The organism is Micromonospora profundi, assembly GCF_011927785.1.
Classification (GTDB): domain Bacteria; phylum Actinomycetota; class Actinomycetes; order Mycobacteriales; family Micromonosporaceae; genus Micromonospora; species Micromonospora profundi.
Map to the genome: position 1 here is coordinate 284,973 of NZ_JAATJK010000001.1, position 15,053 is coordinate 300,025.

Sequence of the window (15,053 nt, forward strand, 5' to 3'; positions counted from 1 at the left end):
GTCCCGTCACGAGCATGGGATCGGCGGGGGCTGGTGGGTCGGGGTCAGGCGCGCAGCCAGACGGTCACGTCGGTCGGGATCGCGCCGTCGTCGTCCAGCGGTGCGCTCGCCGCGAGGAGTTCGGCCCCTGCCGGAACCGGCACCGGCGCGTCGCCGAAGTTGGTGAGCACCGTCAGCTCGCCGTTGCGGAAGGCAAGCACCTCGTCGCCGGAGGACAGCCACTCCAGCGTGCCGCGGCCCAGCCCGTGTTCGCGGCGCAGCCGCAGGGCCGTGCGGTACAGCTCGTACGTCGAGCCGGCGACGCCGCGCTGCCGGTCCAGGGCGTACTCGGCCCAGGACGCGGGCTGCGGCAGCCAACTGGCGTCGGTCGGCCCGAAGCCGTACGACGGCGCGTCGGCCTCCCACGGGATCGGCACCCGGCAGCCGTCCCGGCCCCGCTGGGTGTGCCCGCTGCGCGCCCAGGTCGGGTCCTGGCGGGCCTCGTCGGGCATCGTGGTGTGCTCGGGCAGGCCCAGCTCCTCACCCTGGTAGAGGTACGCCGAGCCGGGCAGGGCGAGCATCAGCAGGGTGGCCGCCCGAGCGCGGCGCAGGCCGAGCGCGGCGTCCGGCTGCGGGTCGTCGGAGCCGATGCCGTTGGGCCGGCCGCTGCCGATCGGCAGACCGAGCCGTGAGGCGTGCCGCACCACGTCGTGGTTGGACAGCACCCAGGTGGTCGGCGCCCCGACCGAATCGGTCGCCTCCAGCGAGCGGGTGATCACCGCGTACTGGGCCGGCGCGGACCAGGCGGCGAGCAGGTACTCGAAGTTGAACGCCTGGTGCATCTCGTCCGGGCGGACGTAGCGGGCCAGTCGCTCGGCCGGCTCCACCCACGCCTCGGCGACAAGCACACGCCCGCCCGGGTAGCCGTCGAGGACCTGCCGCCACTGGCGGTAGATCTCGTGGACGCCGTCCTGGTCCCACATCGGCGGGCGCGGCTTGTCCACGTCCTGGCCGGAGAGGATCTCCTGCGGTTCCTGCCAGTTGGCCAGGTCGGCCTGCTTGACGAGGCCGTGTGCCACGTCGACGCGGAAGCCGTCCACCCCGCGGTCCAGCCAGAACCGCAGGACGTCGAGGAACTCCTCGTGCACCTCGGGGTTGTCCCAGTTGAGGTCCGGCTGGCCCGTGTCGAACAGGTGCAGGTACCACTGGCCCGGCTGGCCGTCCGGGTCGACAGTCCGCGTCCAGGCGGGGCCGCCGAAGACGCTCTGCCAGTCGTTCGGCGCCTGGTCACCGGTCGGGCCGAGGCCGTCCCGGAAGACGTACCGGGCGCGCTCCGGGCTGCCCGGGGCGGCGGCCAGCGCGGCCTGGAACCAACGGTGTGCCGAGGAGGTGTGGTTCGGCACCAGGTCGACGATCACCCGCAGACCGCGGGAGCGGGCCTCGGCGATCAGCTTGTCCGCGTCGGCGAGGGTTCCGAACAGGGGGTCGACGTCCCGGTAGTCGGCCACGTCGTAACCCGCGTCGGCCTGCGGCGACGGATAGAACGGGGACAGCCACACCGCGTCCACGCCCAACTCGACAAGGTGGTCGAGGCGGGCTGTGATGCCCGGCAGGTCGCCGATCCCGTCGCCGTCGGAGTCGGAGAACGAACGGGGATAGATCTGGTAGATGGCGGCCTCGGTCCACCAGCCGGTGATGGGGCCGCCGGAGGGGGTCTGCTGGGTCGGGTCGGTGTTCAGAATGATCTCCCATGTCGAGCCGTGGGTGGACCGCCGGGCGGGGGCGCGGCTGCCGGCCGCGTCGCCGCCAGCCGCCGACCGGCGGCAGAACATTGAGATGTCAGTGTGCCCGGGGCGGTGCTGTCGACTCGCGGACCACCAGCCGAGTGGGCAGGATCACCGGCGTGTCGGGGTCTCCGGCCCGCTGGCCGACGACCGGGCCGATGCTGCGCGCCCCGAGCGGGTCCAGCAGCATGCGGGCGGCCAGCCGGCCCTGCTCGGCGGCGGGCTGGGCGATGGTGCTGAGCCCCAGCACACCGGCGAGGTCGTGGTCGTCGATGCCGATCACGCTGACGTCCTGCGGTACGCGCAGCCCGGCGTCGCGCAGCGCGGTCATCGCACCCATCGCCATCTCGTCGCAGGCCGCGACGATCGCGGTCGGGGGCTCACCACGGGCCAGCAACTCGGTGGCCGCCTGGTTGCCGCCGTCGATGGTGAACGACGACTCGACGTCCAGGCTCGGGTCGGGTCGCAGGCCGGCGGCCTTCAACTCGGCCTGGTAGCCGCGACGCCGGTCGATGTGGGTGGTGAACGCCAACTCGTCGTCGGGGTCGCCGGAGATGTGGGCGATCCGGCGGTGGCCGAGGTCGAGCAGGTGGCGGGTGGCCACCCGCGCGGCGGCAACGTCGTCGATGCGTACGCACGGCCAGTTGGGCACCCTGCTGCCGGAGCTGATGGTCACCCCCGGCAGGTCCAGGGTGGCCAGCGCGGTCAGGTCGGCCGGGCGCAGCGGGGTGGCGACGAGCATCATGGCGTCCACCCGCTTGTGCAGATTCGCGGTACGCAGCACCCGCTGGCGGACCTGCTCCCGGCCGCCGAGGTTGTAGAGCAGCAGGTCGTAGCCGGACTGGTGGAGGTACTCCTCGACGGCCTCGACCACGGTGCTGAAGAACCAGCGGGTGATCCGGGGGACGACCACCGCGACGGTGCCGGTACGGCCTCCGGCAAGCCGGGACGCGCTCGGTGAAACCGCGTAGTCGAGCTGCTCGGCGGCGGCGAGCACCCGGCGTCGGGTGGCTGCCGAGACCGTCGGCAGCCCGCGTAGAGCCCGTGAGACGGTGGCCGTGGAGACCCCGGCCAACCGGGCGACATCATCAATCCTCGTCACGGTTCCCCCGCTTCGTACGCGGCGCCCGCCGCCGCCCAAGGGGCCAGGCGGCGGCGGGCGAGCGGGTCAGCCCTTGACGCTGCCGGCGAGCAGACCTCGCACGAAGAAGCGCTGAAGGGACAGGAACACGACGAGCGGAACGATGATCGACACGAACGCGCCGGCGGTGAGCCGTTGCCACTCGTTGCCCCGCGTGCCGGCCATCTCGGCCAGCCGAACCGTGAGCGGGGCGGTCTCGTTGCCGCCGCCGGCGAAGATCAGCGCGACAAGCAGGTCGTTCCAGACCCAGAGGAACTGGAAGATGCCGAACGCCGCAAGCGCCGGGGTGATCAGCGGCAACACGATGGTGCGGAAGATCTTCGGGTGGCTCGCCCCGTCGACGCGGGCGGCCTCCATCAGGTCCCCCGGGAGCTGCGAGATGAAGTTGTGCAGCAGGAAGACGGCGAACGGCAGCGCGAAGCAGGTATGTGCGAACCACACCTGGGCGAACTTCTGCTCGTCCACCAGGTCCCAGGCGGGCATCAGTGTGATGCCGCCGAGGCTGACGCCTGTGGAGAAGAACTTCAGCAGCGGCACCAGGGCCATCTGCAGTGGAACGATCTGCAACGCGAAGATCGCAATGTAGAGCCAGTCCCGTCCCTTGAAGTTCATCCACGCCAGCGCGTACGCGGCCAGGGCCGCGAAGGCGAGCGGGAAGAGTACCGACGGGATGGTGATGGCCAGCGAGTTGATGAAGTAGCTGGCGAGCTGCCCGGATGACGACGACCGCCCGAACAGGACCTGCTGGTAGTTCTCCAGCGTGAACTGCGGGTTGGTGAAGGCCGTCCACCAGCCGGTCGTCTTGATCTCGTCCTCCGGGCGGAGGGAGGAGATGAACAGGCCGAAGGTCGGGATGGTCCAGACCACCGCGATGACGATGGAGACCAGGGTGGCCGTACGGGTGTTCAGTCGCTTGCGGACCCGCCCTGCTGTGGTCTTCGGTGCGTCGGTCTTCTGGGTGCCGGCGGCGACGGTCGGCGTTGCGGTGGTCATCTCAGCCCTCCCGTTGCTGACGGAGGTTGCGGATCTGGTAGATCACGACCGGGATGACCAGGATGAAGAGGAAGACCGCGAGCGCGGAGCCCTGCCCGTTCTGGCCGTACCGGAACGCCTGGTTGTACATCTCGCTGGCGATCACGCTGGTGTCGTAGTTGCCGTTCGTCGAGGTCCGGACGATGTCGAAGACCTTGAGCGTGGCGATCGTGAGGGTCACCGCCACGACGATCAGCGCCGGTCGGATGCTCGGCATGGTGATCTGCCAGAACATCTGCCACGGGCTGACGCCGTCGAGTCGGGCGGCCTCCACGATGTCGCCGGGGATCGCCTTGATCGCGGCGGAGAGCACCACCATGGCGAAGCCGGCCTGGATCCAGACCATGATGACGATCAGCAGGAGCGTGTTCAGCGGTGATTCGAGCAACCACTGCCTGGGCTCGCCGCCGAGGCTGACCACGATCTGGTTGAGCAGGCCGATCTGGTCGCCTTCGCCGCGATAGGCGTAGACGAACTTCCAGATGATGCTGGCGCCGACGAACGAGATCGCCATCGGCAGGAAGATCAGCGATTTGGCTATGGCCTCGAAGCGGGCCTTGTCCACCATGACGGCGTAGATCAGGCCGAAGGCGGTCGCGACCAGCGGGACCAGGACCACCCAGACCAGGGTGTTGATCAGGACCCGGACGATCGAGTCGTCGGAGAACATCCAGCCGTAGTTGCGCAACCCCACCCAGTTGGTGCTGCTGCCGTCCATCAGGGAGAGCAGCATGGTGCGGATGGCCGGCACGACCAGGCCGACGGCGAGCAGCAGCAGCGTCGGCAGCAGGAAGAAGAACGCGAAGAAGCCCTCGCGCTGCTTCGGGCGGCGGGGGAGTGGGGTTCCACTCGTCGAGGCCGCCACGAGTTGCGCTTCCCGCCGCTTGGCGAACCAGGCCGGTACGACGTCGAGCAGCAGGAGCAGGCCGCCCACCACCACCACGAAGGCGACCAGCCCGTACATCAGCATGAGGAGCTTCGGCTGCTCGTCGGCGAAGTCGAACTCCATCAACCCTCCCTTGAAGGTCCGTGCGGTCGGTGGCCCGGCCCGCTGAGCGCGGGCCGGGCCACCGCCGGGATCACTTAGGCCAGCTGCTCTCGATGCCCTGGAGCACCGGGGCGGTCGCCTTGCCGTTCAGCCAGTCGACCATGCCCTTCCAGAACGTTCCCGCGCCGACGGCGGCCGGCATCAGGTCGGATCCGTCGAAGCGGAACACGCCGCTCTTGTCCTGGAGGATCTGGACGGAGAGCTTGTCGACCGGGCTGGCGACGTTGGCGATGTCCAGCTTGTTGTTCGCCGTGACCCAGTTGCCGAGCTTCGCGCGGCTGTTCACGTACTCACCGGAGGCGAGGTAGGTCTGCACCGCCTGGACCTCGGGGCGGTCGGCGTACGCGACGACGAACTCGCCAGCGCCCAGGACCGGCTTGCCCTTGGCCGGGTCGATGGCCGGGAAGTAGAAGGCGAACGCGTCGCCGTCCTCGGCCACCTTGGTGCCCTCGGGGAACTGGTTGGCGTAGAACGACGCCTGACGGTGCATCGCGCACTTGCCGTTGGTCACCGGCACGCCCGCCTCCTGGAAGGAGGTGGTGGTGATGCTCTTGACGCCGCCGAAGCCGCCGTTCATGTACTTGTCGTTCTTGAGGATGGTGCCCGCGCGGTCAACGGCGTCGATGATCCGAGGGTCGTTGAACGGGATCGCGTGGGTGGTCCACTGGTCGTAGACGTCGGGCGTCTGCGTACGCAGCAGCACGTCCTCGATCCAGTCGGTGGCCGGCCAGCCGGTGGCGTCACCGGACTCGACGCCCGCGCACCACGGCTTCATGCCGCTGTCAGCGATCTTGTCGCTCAGGGTGATGAGCTGCTCCCAGGTGGTCGGGACCTCCCAGCCCTTCTCCTTGAACGTCTTCGGCGAGTACCACACGAAGGACTTGACGTTGGCGCCGAGCGGCACGCCGTAGAGCGTCCCGTTGACGGTGCCGTACTTCAGCCAGTCGGCAGGCATGTTCTGCTCGGCCATGGCCTTGGTGTCGGCCCCGAGGGACTTCAGCTTGCCGGCGTCCGCGAAGCGCTTCACCAGGCCGGGCTGGGGAACGAAGGCGATGTCGGGGGCGTTGCCGCCGTCGACCCGCACGGGGAGCTGCGCCTCGAACTCGCCGCTGCCCTCGTAGTTGATCTCGATGCCGGTGCAGTCGGTGAACTGGGCCCACGAACGCTCCAGCAGGTCGGCCTCGGCGTCGCGGATGGACGCGTAGATGGAGACCTTCTTGCCGTCGTTGCCCTGGTACTTCTCGTACGGGGCGCACTCCGCGGAGCCCGCCTTGTCACTCTTCTTGTCGTCACCGGTGCCGCAGGCGGTGGCGCTGAGCGCCAGCCCGAGCACACCGGCGATCACGAAGGCGTGGCGTGGTCTGGTGAAGACCGCCATGCCGTCCTCCTTCCTAGCCGGCGCGGTCGTGCTGTTGACCCGGCGCCGGTCCGATTGGGCGTGCACACATGTAAGCGCTTGCATCCGATCTGGTCCACCCCCAGTCAGACACGAGCGAGTAACAATCCAGAAACCTTGAAACCCTGGATGGGCACGCTCCCAGCCCTCTTTCGAAGATTGGCGATATCTGTCAGGCTGATCCCACTGCATCGAAGGTTTTCAACATAGGAGGTGCTGTATGCGTAAGAGGTGGATGAGCCTGTTGGCGACCGCTGTGCTCGTCGCGGGAGTCCTCACGCCGGTCAGCCCGGCGATGGCCGCGCCGACCTTCAGGGTGCCGTTCCCCTGCGGCCAGACCTGGTCCGGGCAGACCCGGTCAGGGCACAGCCCGGCGTACGCCATCGACTTCAACCGCACCGACGACGCCGGCGATCCGGTGGTGGCCAGCGCCCCCGGCACCGTCGACGTGGTGACCAACCTCGGTAACACCAGCTACGGCAAGTACGTCCGGATCAACCACGGCGGGGGCTACACCACCTACTACGCCCACCTCAGCGGCTTCAACGTCTCGGTCGGGCAGACGGTCGGCTACGGCAAGGTCATCGGCTGGGTCGGCAGCACCGGTGGATCCACCGGGCCGCACCTGCACTACGAGCAGCGCCTCAACGGCAGCGACATCCAGGTCCGGTTCAACGGCAGCCTGGCGCTCTACTGGGGCACCAAGAACTACGCAAGCGGCAACGGTTGCAGCTCAGGCACCGGCTCGGGCACCGTCGACACCAGCGGTACGCCGCTGACCGTGCGCTCCGGCCCGGGCACCGGGTACGCCTCGGTTGGGACCGTCGCCGACGGCGCCAAGGTGACGATCGCCTGCCAGACCAGCGGCACGAGCGTCACCGGCACCTACGGCACCAGCACGATCTGGGACCGCATCGGCAGCGGACGCTTCATCGCCGACGCGTACGTCTACACCGGCTACGACGGCTACATCCCGAACGTGCCCCGCTGCTGACGGGGCGATGAGGGTCTCCGGCTGGCACCGCCGGCCGGAGACCCGACGCGGGTCAGGAGTTCAGCTGCCAGATCGACAGGTTCAGCGCGGCGGCGAAGGTGACCCAGGCCCAGTAGGGCAGCATCAGCGCCATCGCGACCCGGGACACCCGGGCGAAGAGCGCCACGGTGACCCCGATCGCCAGCCACATCAGCACGATCTCCGCGAACGCCAGCCCGTACTGCCCCGCGCCGAAGAACAGCGGGGTCCAGATCGCGTTGAGCACCAACTGGGCGGTCCATGCCCAGAGGGCGGGGGAGAAGCCGACGCGCCGCCAGACCAGCCAACCGGCCACCGCGATCAGCGCGTAGAGCGCCGACCAGACCGGGCCGAACAGCCAGGAGGGCGGCGCCCAGCTGGGCTGTTGCAGGCTCGCGTACTCGTCGGTGGTGCCCTGAACACCCAGCCCGCCGATAGCGGCCGCGACGAAGACCGCCGCCGCGAAACCGGCCAGGGCGAACCAGGATGGCCGGCCGGTGGTGGGTCGCGCCTGCCGAGTCGTCTCCATGGTCGAGATATTTCCGGTCAGCTACCCGTCAAACCGGCACTGGGCCGGACATCGACGACGCAGCGCGGCCGCACGGGCCCCACCTGCCCACACAACGGCGCCGGGGCCGCCGCGGCCGGTGCCCCTGTCGGGAGGACGGAGCTCCGGTCGCCGGCGGCCCCGACGGGTCCCGGTGTTTTGTTCGATACGAACGTCAATTGAAGATGCTGACACCACCCGGGCCGACCAACAGCCCGACAACGATGAGGACGATGCCCCACAGGATCTGCCGGCGGAACAGCGCGAGGATGCCGGCGACGACGAGTACGACTGCGAGAATCCAAAGAATCAGCTCCATGACCTCTGACTACCCGACCCGCCGATTCTGGAAACCTGGTCGGTGTCGAGTTGATCGCCGACATGGAACACGCTGTACGCCTGCTTGATCACCGGGTGCGCCACGTTGCGGACGCGCACCCCGCCGGGGGTGGTTCCGCGCTCGGTGCCCGCGTGCGCGTGCCCGTGTACGGCAAGCGCTGTGGGTGCCGAGTCGATGGCCTGCCCCAGCTGGTACGAGCCGAGGAACGGGTAGATCTCCAGCGGCTCGCCGACCAGGGTGTCCGGCACCGGGGCGTAGTGGGTCAGCGCGACGAGCATGTCGCAGTCCAGCGAGCGCAGGGCAGCGCCGAGGCTCTCCGCGCTCTCGTTCGTGGTCCGGACGAACGCCTTCATCTCAGGCTCGCCGAAGTCGCTCGCGCAGCGCCCCGCGAACCCACCGCCGAAGCCCTTGACGCCGGCGATGCCGAGCCGGCCGCCCGCGCAGTCCAGCACCACACCGTTGCCCTCCAGCACCGTGATGCCCGCGTCCTCGAGCACCTTGACCACCTGTGGCACCTGGTCGCACTGGTGGTCGTGGTTGCCCAGCACCGTCACCACCGGCACTGCGAGGCCACCGAACTCCTGCGCCACGCAGCGCGCCTCGGCCTCGGTGCCGTGCCGGGTCAGGTCTCCGGCCAGCAGTAGCACGTCGGCGCAGTCCGGCAGCTCCTCCAACGCCGGGCGGAACCGGCCGACGACGTCCTCGTCCAGATGCACGTCACCCACGGCGGCTATCCGGATCACCATCGAACCTCCCTCAGGGCAGTTGCTCGATCTCCGTGGGCGCCTGGGCGCGGATCACCCCGATGTCGCTGGTGATCGGCACGTCCGGGAAGCGCTCGGCCACTCGGCGCATGATCTCGTCGCGCCGGTGTGGGCTCTCCACCTCGCCGTTGAGCACGAGGGCGCTTTCCCGCCGGACCACGGTGATCCCCTGTTCGGCGACCGCGGGATCCTCGGTGAGCAACCGTTGGATCTCCGCCTCGACGTACTCGTCCGGTGGTGGCCCGGCGCCGGTGTCGCGATCGTGCGTCACGGTGTCCCCTCTCCTGCCTGGGTGCCGCTGTCCGGCACCACTTCCAGCCGGTCCAGCAGCACCAGGAACGCTTCCGCGTACGGCGAGTGCTGTGTCTCCTTGCGTACCCGTTCCCAGTCGATCTGCTCCCTCAGCGACCGGGCCAGTGGCAGGCCGCGGGCGAAGTCGCAGTAGTGCTGGGAGAAGCTCAGCAACTTGTGCACCATGAGCTGGGTGGCGGACAGGACCGGCATCTGGATGGCGTCCACCGGACGCACGACAGTGTCGGCGAACGTCTCCTCGGTCACCGGTGTCTCGATCGGCCGGTGGATCAGATCGACCATCCGCTCGTCGTCGAAGACCTTGACGAGCCAGTCCTCCGGCGGGCGCTCGGCGCGGAAGCCGGCGGCCACCAGGGCCTCCAGCGACCGTTCGACGTCGGCCTCACGGATCAGGAAGTCGACGTCGTGATCGCTCGAGTGGCCCCCGTGCGCGTAGACGGCGAAGCTGCCGCCCAGGGCGAACGGGATCTCGGACTGCTTGAGCACGGCGGCGACCTTTTTGAGGGTGTGCACCAGACTCTCGTCCCCGCGCTCGGCCATCTGGGTCTCCCGTCGGTCATGTTTGTGGACAGGCGGCTGGATCGAACTTCCGTACCCGGCATTCCGGTTGCCCACACCTGGCGAGGTGGCGGTCGGGGATCAACGGGGATGAAGGGTTACAAACCTCACGGAGAGATGAGCGTGCGTCGGATAACCTGTCAAGGGTGGCCAGATCACCGGGGATGCGACGTGGCAGGACCCGATTACGCACCATCGCACTGATCGGCATCGACGGATCGGGCAAGACGACCCAGGCGCACCGGCTGGCCGACGCGCTGACCGCCGCCGGTCGCCCCGCCACCTACCGCCGCAACGCCAGCGGGCGTCGCTGGCTCGGCCGGGTCGCGCAGCGGCTCGGTCGTCCGGATGCCCAGCGGCTCGTGGGGCGCGACGGCGTCCTGGCTGTGGAGTCCGTGCTGCGCTGGTTGGCCATCGCCATCGCCCTGATCAGCTGCCTGCTCACCGGGCGCACTGCGGTGATGGACCGCTATTCGGCCTGCCAGTACGCCAGCATCAGGGCGCATGGCGGGCAGCGCTGGGAGCGGCTGGCCCGTGCCGGCTACCGACTGTTCCCGACGCCGCAGGTGACGTTCCTGCTCGCCGTCGACCCGGCGGAGGCGTACCGGCGCATCGAGCGGCGGGGCACCGACCACGAGACGATGGGCTGGCTCACCGCGGCGGACACGGCGTACCGGACGCTGCCCGAGTATCCGACCTTCGTGCTTGTGGACGCCGGGCTTCCGGCCGATGAGGTGACCGAGCAGATCCGTGCGCACCTCACGGCCTGGCTGCCCTCCGGCGTCGGCTCCGGCCCGGTGCCGCAGTCGTTCGATTCTCCACCGCTGCCGGACGGGCCGCCCGTCACGCCGGTGGCGCAACGCTCGGAGCGCGGCGGCATCGGTCCGCTCGTGGCTCAGGCGCGTCCGTAGACCGGGACGGTGGCACCGCTTGTCGGCGCGGATTCGGCCGAGGCCAGAAAGTGGATCACCGGCGCGATCTCGGCCGGGGAGACCCAGCGGGAGTGGTCGGCGTCGGGCTGGGCGGTCCGGTTCGCGGGCGTGTCGATGACGCTTGGCAGGACTGTGTTGCAGCGAACGTTCCGGGATCGGTACTCCACCGCGACCGCGTTGGCGAAGGCCAGCACCGCCGCCTTCGCCGTGACGTAGCCGGCCGCACCGGGAAACGGTGCGAGGGCCGCGCGGGACGACACGCAGACCACCGCCCCGCCACCGGCGGCAACGAGGTGCGGCAAGGCGGCCTGGGTGACCAGGTAGGTCGGTCGCAGGTTGACGGTGAGCATCCGCTCGAACTCCTCGACCGGCGTCTCGTGCACAAGCCCGCCGCTGGCGTACCCACCGACGAGGTTGACCACGGCCCGCAGCGGCGCGGCGGCGTCGGCGGTGGCGGCCTCGACCGCGCGGGCCGCGCCCGCGGGGTCGCTCAGGTCCGCCGCCAGCCGGACCAGACCGTCGGCCGCCGGCTCCGACCCGGGCCGACTCTGCCGCTCGGGTACGACCACACGCCAGCCCGCCGCCAGGAAGGTGCTGGTGACCGCCCCGCCCAGCCCGCCCGCGCCTCCGGTGACAAGCACACTGCGTTCCGCCATGCGGTCACGCTAGCGTCTCGTGGGGATGGGCTGGCCGGTGCGGTCGACCATGCGGGCCGTACGGTCCGGCCGGGCCCGGATCGCCGCACCTCCGGCACCGTACGGTGCGGTGGCCGGACCCGGTGGGGGAGGCGGTGCTGTCTGGACGGTGGCACCCTTGGCCGGAGGAGCCCGGCCGGTTCGGCAGTGTTTTGCCCAACACGTGGAGTCGTGGTTGACGCCTCCGCCTGGTGAAAGTAAGTTTCATCCGTGGCGAAGAGTCCGAAGATTTCTGCGAATCACGAGCCCGGTGGGCTGATCGTCCACATCAGTGGGCTGCTGCCGTCGCTGTCGCCTGCCGAGCAGCGGGTCGCCCGACTGGTCGTGTCCGATCCGGCCGCCGCCGCCCGGCGGACGATCACCGACCTCGCCACCGCAGCGGAGACGTCCGAGGCGACAGTCATCCGGTTCTGCCGTTCGGTGGGCATGGACGGTTACCCGCAGCTGCGCATCCGGCTCGCCGCCGAGGCCGCCCGCCGGGTCGAGCCGCCGGACGCCAGGGTCGTCGGCGGTGACATCCCGCCCGGCGCCGACCTCGCCCAGATCATCGCCACCATCGCGTTCAACGACGCCCGCGCGGTCGAGGAGACCGCCGAGCAACTCGACCCCGCCATCTGCGAGCAGGTGGTCGAGGCCATCAACGGTGCCGGTCGCATCGACATCTACGGTGCCGGTGCCAGTGGGTTCGTCGCCTCCGACTTCCAACAGAAGCTGCACCGCATCGGCCGGATCGCCTTCTACTTTCCGGACGTGCACACCGCGCTGACGTCCGCCGCGTTGCTCGGCAAGGGCGACATCGCGATCGGCATCTCGCACACCGGCACCACCTCCGACGTCATCGAGGTGCTGGAGCAGGCGCGTAAGCGGGGTGCCAGCACTGTGGCGCTCACGAACTTCCCGCGCTCGCCGATCACCGAGGTGGCCGACTTCGTGCTGACCACGGCGGCCCGGGAGACGACCTACCGCTCCGGTGCCACAGCCAGCCGGCTGGCCCAGCTCACAGTGGTCGACTGCCTCTTCGTCGGGGTGGCCGCCCGCAACAGGTCCCGCGCCCGCAAAGCCCTTGAGGCGACCGCCGAGGCGGTCCAGTCGCACCGGGTGGGTGCCAACCGGAGGCGGGCATGACGCCCGGTGCGGTGGAGCCGGACGAGACCATGTCAGCACCGCCCGTCCGCCCGGCCGTCCGGGTGGGCGCCCCCACGGAACGGCGCAACCCGCTGAGCGTCGACCTCGACCTGATGTCGACCAGGGACGTGCTCACCGTCATCAACGAAGCCGACCGGCGGGTGCCGGCGGCGGTCGCCGCAGTGCTCGACGAGATCGCCGCCACTGTCGACCTGGCCGTCGCGGCGCTGCGCGGTGGCCACCGGGTGCACTACTTCGGGGCCGGCACCTCGGGTCGGCTGGGCGTCCTCGACGCTGCCGAGTTGGCACCCACGTTCAACTCGCCCCGGCACTGGTTCTGCGCACACCTCGCGGGCGGGCCGGACGCGATGTGGCGGGCAGTGGAGGACGCCGAGGACGACGATCAGGGCGGTGCGGTCGAGGCCGCCGGATGTGTGCGTGCGGGTGACCTGGTGGTCGGTCTCGCGGCCAGCGGGCGCACCCCGTACGTCCTCGGGGCGCTCGCCGCGTCCCGCGCCACGGGTGCCTCGACAGTGCTGCTCTGCGCCAATCCGGAGGCGGAGGCGGCCCGGTCCGTCGACGTGTTCATCGGGGTGGACACCGGACCCGAGGTGGTCACGGGGTCGACCCGGATGAAGGCGGGCACAGCGCAGAAGTTGGTGCTGAACACGTTCTCGACAGCCGTCATGGTGCGCCTGGGGCGGGTCTACTCGAACCTCATGATCGATATGGTCGCCACAAACGCGAAGCTTCGTGGCCGAATGATCTCGATCCTGATGGAGGCGACCGGATGCTCCGAGGAGGTTTGCCGGCGGGCTCTCAACGAGGCCGACGGTGATCTGAAGACGGCACTGGTTTCGCTGGTCTCCGGTGCCGAGGTCGCTGCCGCGCGGGCCGCGTTGGCGCGCTCCGCCGACCAGGTGCGCGGGGCCCTCGCGCTGCTCGCCTCCTGAGACCCCGCAATACCGGGAAGCGAACGGGGCTCCGGATTGTTCATCGGGGCGGGGGGTAATAACACCCTCGTGGATGAACCGACCGGCCCGCCGGTACGTGTTTGGCAGTGACCAGGATCGCAGCACGGTGGTGACCCGGGTCGCTGTGCCCCCGCGGCGGGCGGTGTTGCCATGGTGCGGGCGTTCGGCGATTTCGTCGACCCGCCAACCCGTCTGAGGTGCCCAGCGGCGAGTTACCCGGGCGGGTGCTGACAGCGAACATGGATCGCGCTCTCAGCAACTACTCAGGCATTCGTGACACTTTCGACTCACGACATGGAATCCCCGAGACGTCTTATCTGTTGTGTAGGTGTCAGCACCGATGGGCACAGCAGAAGTTACCAGGGGCTGACCGACGTGGGGAATGGCAAGGAACCGGGCAACCGGCGCGAGCGAGGGGACCGTGGGCAACGTGGACAAGAACATCGGCATGCGCACCGACGAGGTGGCCGAGGAGCGCGACCTGGTCGGCGTCTACCTGCACGAGATCTCCCGGACGCCACTGCTGGACGCCGCCAAGGAGGTCGACCTCTCCAAGGCGATCGAGGCCGGCCTGTACGCCGAGCACCTGCTCGGTGAGGACGCCGTTCCCGACGGGGTCGACCGGACCGACCTGGAGTGGCTGGTCGTCGAGGGTGAGCGCGCGAAGGACCTCTTCATCCGCGCCAACCTGCGACTGGTCGTGTCGATCGCCCGCCGCTACGTGCGCTCGGGCATGCCCATGCTGGACCTGATCCAGGAGGGCAACACCGGCCTCGTCCGGGCGGTCGAGAAGTTCGACTACGAGCGTGGCTACAAGTTCTCCACCTACGCCACCTGGTGGATCCGTCAGGCCATCAGCCGGGCGATCGCCCAGCAGGAGCGCACCGTGCGACTGCCTGTGCACCTGGTGGAGGACGTCAACCGGATGCGCAACGTGGCCCGGCAGCTCACCCGTGAGCTGGGCGCCGACCCGGAGCCGGAGCAGATCGCGGCATCGCTCGGCGTCACCGTCGAGCGGGTCAACGAGCTGCGCCGCTGGTCGCAGGACACCGTGTCGCTCGACACTCCGGTCGGCGACGACGGTGACACCAACCTGGGCGACCTGGTCGCCGACAGCGACGCGCCGTCGCCGGAGGACATCGTCCTCAGCGGGCTGGAGCGGCAGCGCATCGAGGGTCTGCTCAACCACCTCGACGACCGTTCGGCAGGCATCATGCGGGCCCGTTACGGCCTCGAGGACGGCCGCGAGCACTCGCTCACCGAGGTCGCGTCGCGGTTCTCGCTGTCGCGTGAGCGGATCCGCCAGCTGGAGATCCAGGCCCTCGGCCGGCTGCGTGAGCTTGCCCGCGCGGAGGGGCTGCAGGCAGCCTGACCTGGTAGTAATGACGGCGAACGGCCGGCGTCCGATAGGGGG

16 protein-coding genes are annotated in these 15,053 nt (G+C 69.7%); 5 read left to right on the forward strand and 11 right to left on the reverse strand.

The window, feature by feature from the left end; all coding sequences use genetic code 11:
• Positions 1-44: 44 nt before the first annotated feature.
• The 5 genes from F4558_RS01240 to F4558_RS01260 all read right to left on the reverse strand — a co-directional run bounded on the left by F4558_RS01240 (position 45) and on the right by F4558_RS01260 (position 6,362).
• Positions 45-1,718: a glycoside hydrolase family 13 protein gene (locus F4558_RS01240; RefSeq protein WP_167947160.1), complete on the reverse strand. Its 1,674-nt coding sequence runs from the start codon at positions 1,716-1,718 to the stop codon at positions 45-47.
• A 100-nt stretch (positions 1,719-1,818) separates the two neighbouring features.
• Positions 1,819-2,865 (reverse strand): LacI family DNA-binding transcriptional regulator, encoded by a 1,047-nt coding sequence (locus tag F4558_RS01245; RefSeq protein ID WP_053653077.1) that lies wholly within the window; start codon positions 2,863-2,865, stop codon positions 1,819-1,821.
• A 66-nt stretch (positions 2,866-2,931) separates the two neighbouring features.
• Positions 2,932-3,897, reverse strand: a complete 966-nt coding sequence (locus tag F4558_RS01250) for a carbohydrate ABC transporter permease (RefSeq protein ID WP_053653076.1) — start codon at positions 3,895-3,897, stop codon at positions 2,932-2,934.
• Position 3,898: 1 nt separating this feature from the next.
• Positions 3,899-4,945, reverse strand: coding sequence for a carbohydrate ABC transporter permease (locus tag F4558_RS01255; protein WP_053653075.1), 1,047 nt, complete (start codon positions 4,943-4,945; stop codon positions 3,899-3,901).
• Positions 4,946-5,015: 70 nt separating this feature from the next.
• Positions 5,016-6,362 carry an ABC transporter substrate-binding protein gene (locus tag F4558_RS01260; protein ID WP_053653074.1) on the reverse strand — a complete coding sequence of 449 codons (1,347 nt, stop codon included), beginning with the start codon at positions 6,360-6,362 and terminating at the stop codon, positions 5,016-5,018.
• A gap of 238 nt (positions 6,363-6,600) precedes the next feature.
• On the opposite strand from F4558_RS01260, the gene F4558_RS01265 reads away from it, so the two are divergent.
• Positions 6,601-7,374, forward strand: a complete 774-nt coding sequence (locus F4558_RS01265) for a M23 family metallopeptidase (protein WP_167942949.1) — start codon at positions 6,601-6,603, stop codon at positions 7,372-7,374.
• Positions 7,375-7,426: 52 nt separating this feature from the next.
• Here F4558_RS01265 and F4558_RS01270 read toward each other — a convergent pair whose 3' ends face one another.
• The 5 genes from F4558_RS01270 to F4558_RS01290 form a co-directional block, all read right to left on the reverse strand.
• A complete protein-coding gene (locus tag F4558_RS01270) occupies positions 7,427-7,921 on the reverse strand; it encodes a TspO/MBR family protein (protein ID WP_167942950.1) in 495 nt (164 codons plus the stop codon).
• Positions 7,922-8,114: 193 nt separating this feature from the next.
• A complete protein-coding gene (locus F4558_RS01275; protein WP_007464364.1) occupies positions 8,115-8,258 on the reverse strand; it encodes a GPGG-motif small membrane protein in 144 nt (47 codons plus the stop codon).
• Complete coding sequence (locus tag F4558_RS01280) at positions 8,249-9,025, reverse strand: metallophosphoesterase family protein (protein ID WP_053653071.1); 777 nt, start codon at positions 9,023-9,025, stop codon at positions 8,249-8,251. Before F4558_RS01280 ends, F4558_RS01275 begins: the two co-directional genes overlap by 10 nt.
• Positions 9,026-9,035: 10 nt before the next feature.
• On the reverse strand, positions 9,036-9,314 hold the full coding sequence (locus tag F4558_RS01285; protein ID WP_053653070.1) for a BON domain-containing protein: 279 nt from the start codon (positions 9,312-9,314) through the stop codon (positions 9,036-9,038).
• Positions 9,311-9,937, reverse strand: a complete 627-nt coding sequence (locus F4558_RS01290; RefSeq protein ID WP_255353020.1) for a nucleotidyltransferase — start codon at positions 9,935-9,937, stop codon at positions 9,311-9,313. Before F4558_RS01290 ends, F4558_RS01285 begins: the two co-directional genes overlap by 4 nt.
• 140 nt (positions 9,938-10,077) lie before the next feature.
• Here F4558_RS01290 and F4558_RS01295 point away from each other — a divergent pair, with 140 nt between their 5' ends.
• Positions 10,078-10,824, forward strand: a complete 747-nt coding sequence (locus tag F4558_RS01295; RefSeq protein WP_167947162.1) for a dTMP kinase — start codon at positions 10,078-10,080, stop codon at positions 10,822-10,824.
• Here F4558_RS01295 and F4558_RS01300 read toward each other — a convergent pair.
• Complete coding sequence (locus F4558_RS01300; protein ID WP_167942951.1) at positions 10,809-11,501, reverse strand: SDR family NAD(P)-dependent oxidoreductase; 693 nt, start codon at positions 11,499-11,501, stop codon at positions 10,809-10,811. The genes F4558_RS01295 and F4558_RS01300 overlap by 16 nt on opposite strands.
• A 249-nt stretch (positions 11,502-11,750) precedes the next feature.
• Here F4558_RS01300 and F4558_RS01305 point away from each other — a divergent pair, with 249 nt between their 5' ends.
• The 3 genes from F4558_RS01305 to F4558_RS01315 all read left to right on the forward strand — a co-directional run bounded on the left by F4558_RS01305 (position 11,751) and on the right by F4558_RS01315 (position 15,011).
• Complete coding sequence (locus F4558_RS01305) at positions 11,751-12,665, forward strand: MurR/RpiR family transcriptional regulator (RefSeq protein ID WP_053653066.1); 915 nt, start codon at positions 11,751-11,753, stop codon at positions 12,663-12,665.
• A complete protein-coding gene (gene murQ, locus F4558_RS01310) occupies positions 12,662-13,618 on the forward strand; it encodes an N-acetylmuramic acid 6-phosphate etherase (protein WP_082377282.1) in 957 nt (318 codons plus the stop codon). Before F4558_RS01305 ends, murQ begins: the two co-directional genes overlap by 4 nt.
• 403 nt (positions 13,619-14,021) lie before the next feature.
• Positions 14,022-15,011 carry a sigma-70 family RNA polymerase sigma factor gene (locus tag F4558_RS01315; RefSeq protein ID WP_053653065.1) on the forward strand — a complete coding sequence of 330 codons (990 nt, stop codon included), beginning with the start codon at positions 14,022-14,024 and terminating at the stop codon, positions 15,009-15,011.
• The last annotated feature ends 42 nt before the right edge of the window (positions 15,012-15,053 follow it).

Excerpts from the sequence above, each read along its gene's own strand:
- F4558_RS01250 (WP_053653076.1), bottom strand. The coding sequence starts at position 3,897 with ATGACCACCGCAACGCCGACCGTCGCCGCCGGCACCCAGAAGACCGAC.
- F4558_RS01255 (WP_053653075.1), bottom strand. The coding sequence starts at position 4,945 with ATGGAGTTCGACTTCGCCGACGAGCAGCCGAAGCTCCTCATGCTGATG.
- F4558_RS01260 (WP_053653074.1), bottom strand. The coding sequence starts at position 6,362 with ATGGCGGTCTTCACCAGACCACGCCACGCCTTCGTGATCGCCGGTGTG.
- F4558_RS01265 (WP_167942949.1), top strand. The coding sequence starts at position 6,601 with ATGCGTAAGAGGTGGATGAGCCTGTTGGCGACCGCTGTGCTCGTCGCG.
- F4558_RS01270 (WP_167942950.1), bottom strand. The coding sequence starts at position 7,921 with ATGGAGACGACTCGGCAGGCGCGACCCACCACCGGCCGGCCATCCTGG.
- F4558_RS01275 (WP_007464364.1), bottom strand. The coding sequence starts at position 8,258 with ATGGAGCTGATTCTTTGGATTCTCGCAGTCGTACTCGTCGTCGCCGGC.
- F4558_RS01280 (WP_053653071.1), bottom strand. The coding sequence starts at position 9,025 with ATGGTGATCCGGATAGCCGCCGTGGGTGACGTGCATCTGGACGAGGAC.
- F4558_RS01295 (WP_167947162.1), top strand. The coding sequence starts at position 10,078 with ATGCGACGTGGCAGGACCCGATTACGCACCATCGCACTGATCGGCATC.
- F4558_RS01300 (WP_167942951.1), bottom strand. The coding sequence starts at position 11,501 with ATGGCGGAACGCAGTGTGCTTGTCACCGGAGGCGCGGGCGGGCTGGGC.
- murQ (WP_082377282.1), top strand. The coding sequence starts at position 12,662 with ATGACGCCCGGTGCGGTGGAGCCGGACGAGACCATGTCAGCACCGCCC.
- F4558_RS01315 (WP_053653065.1), top strand. The coding sequence starts at position 14,022 with ATGGCAAGGAACCGGGCAACCGGCGCGAGCGAGGGGACCGTGGGCAAC.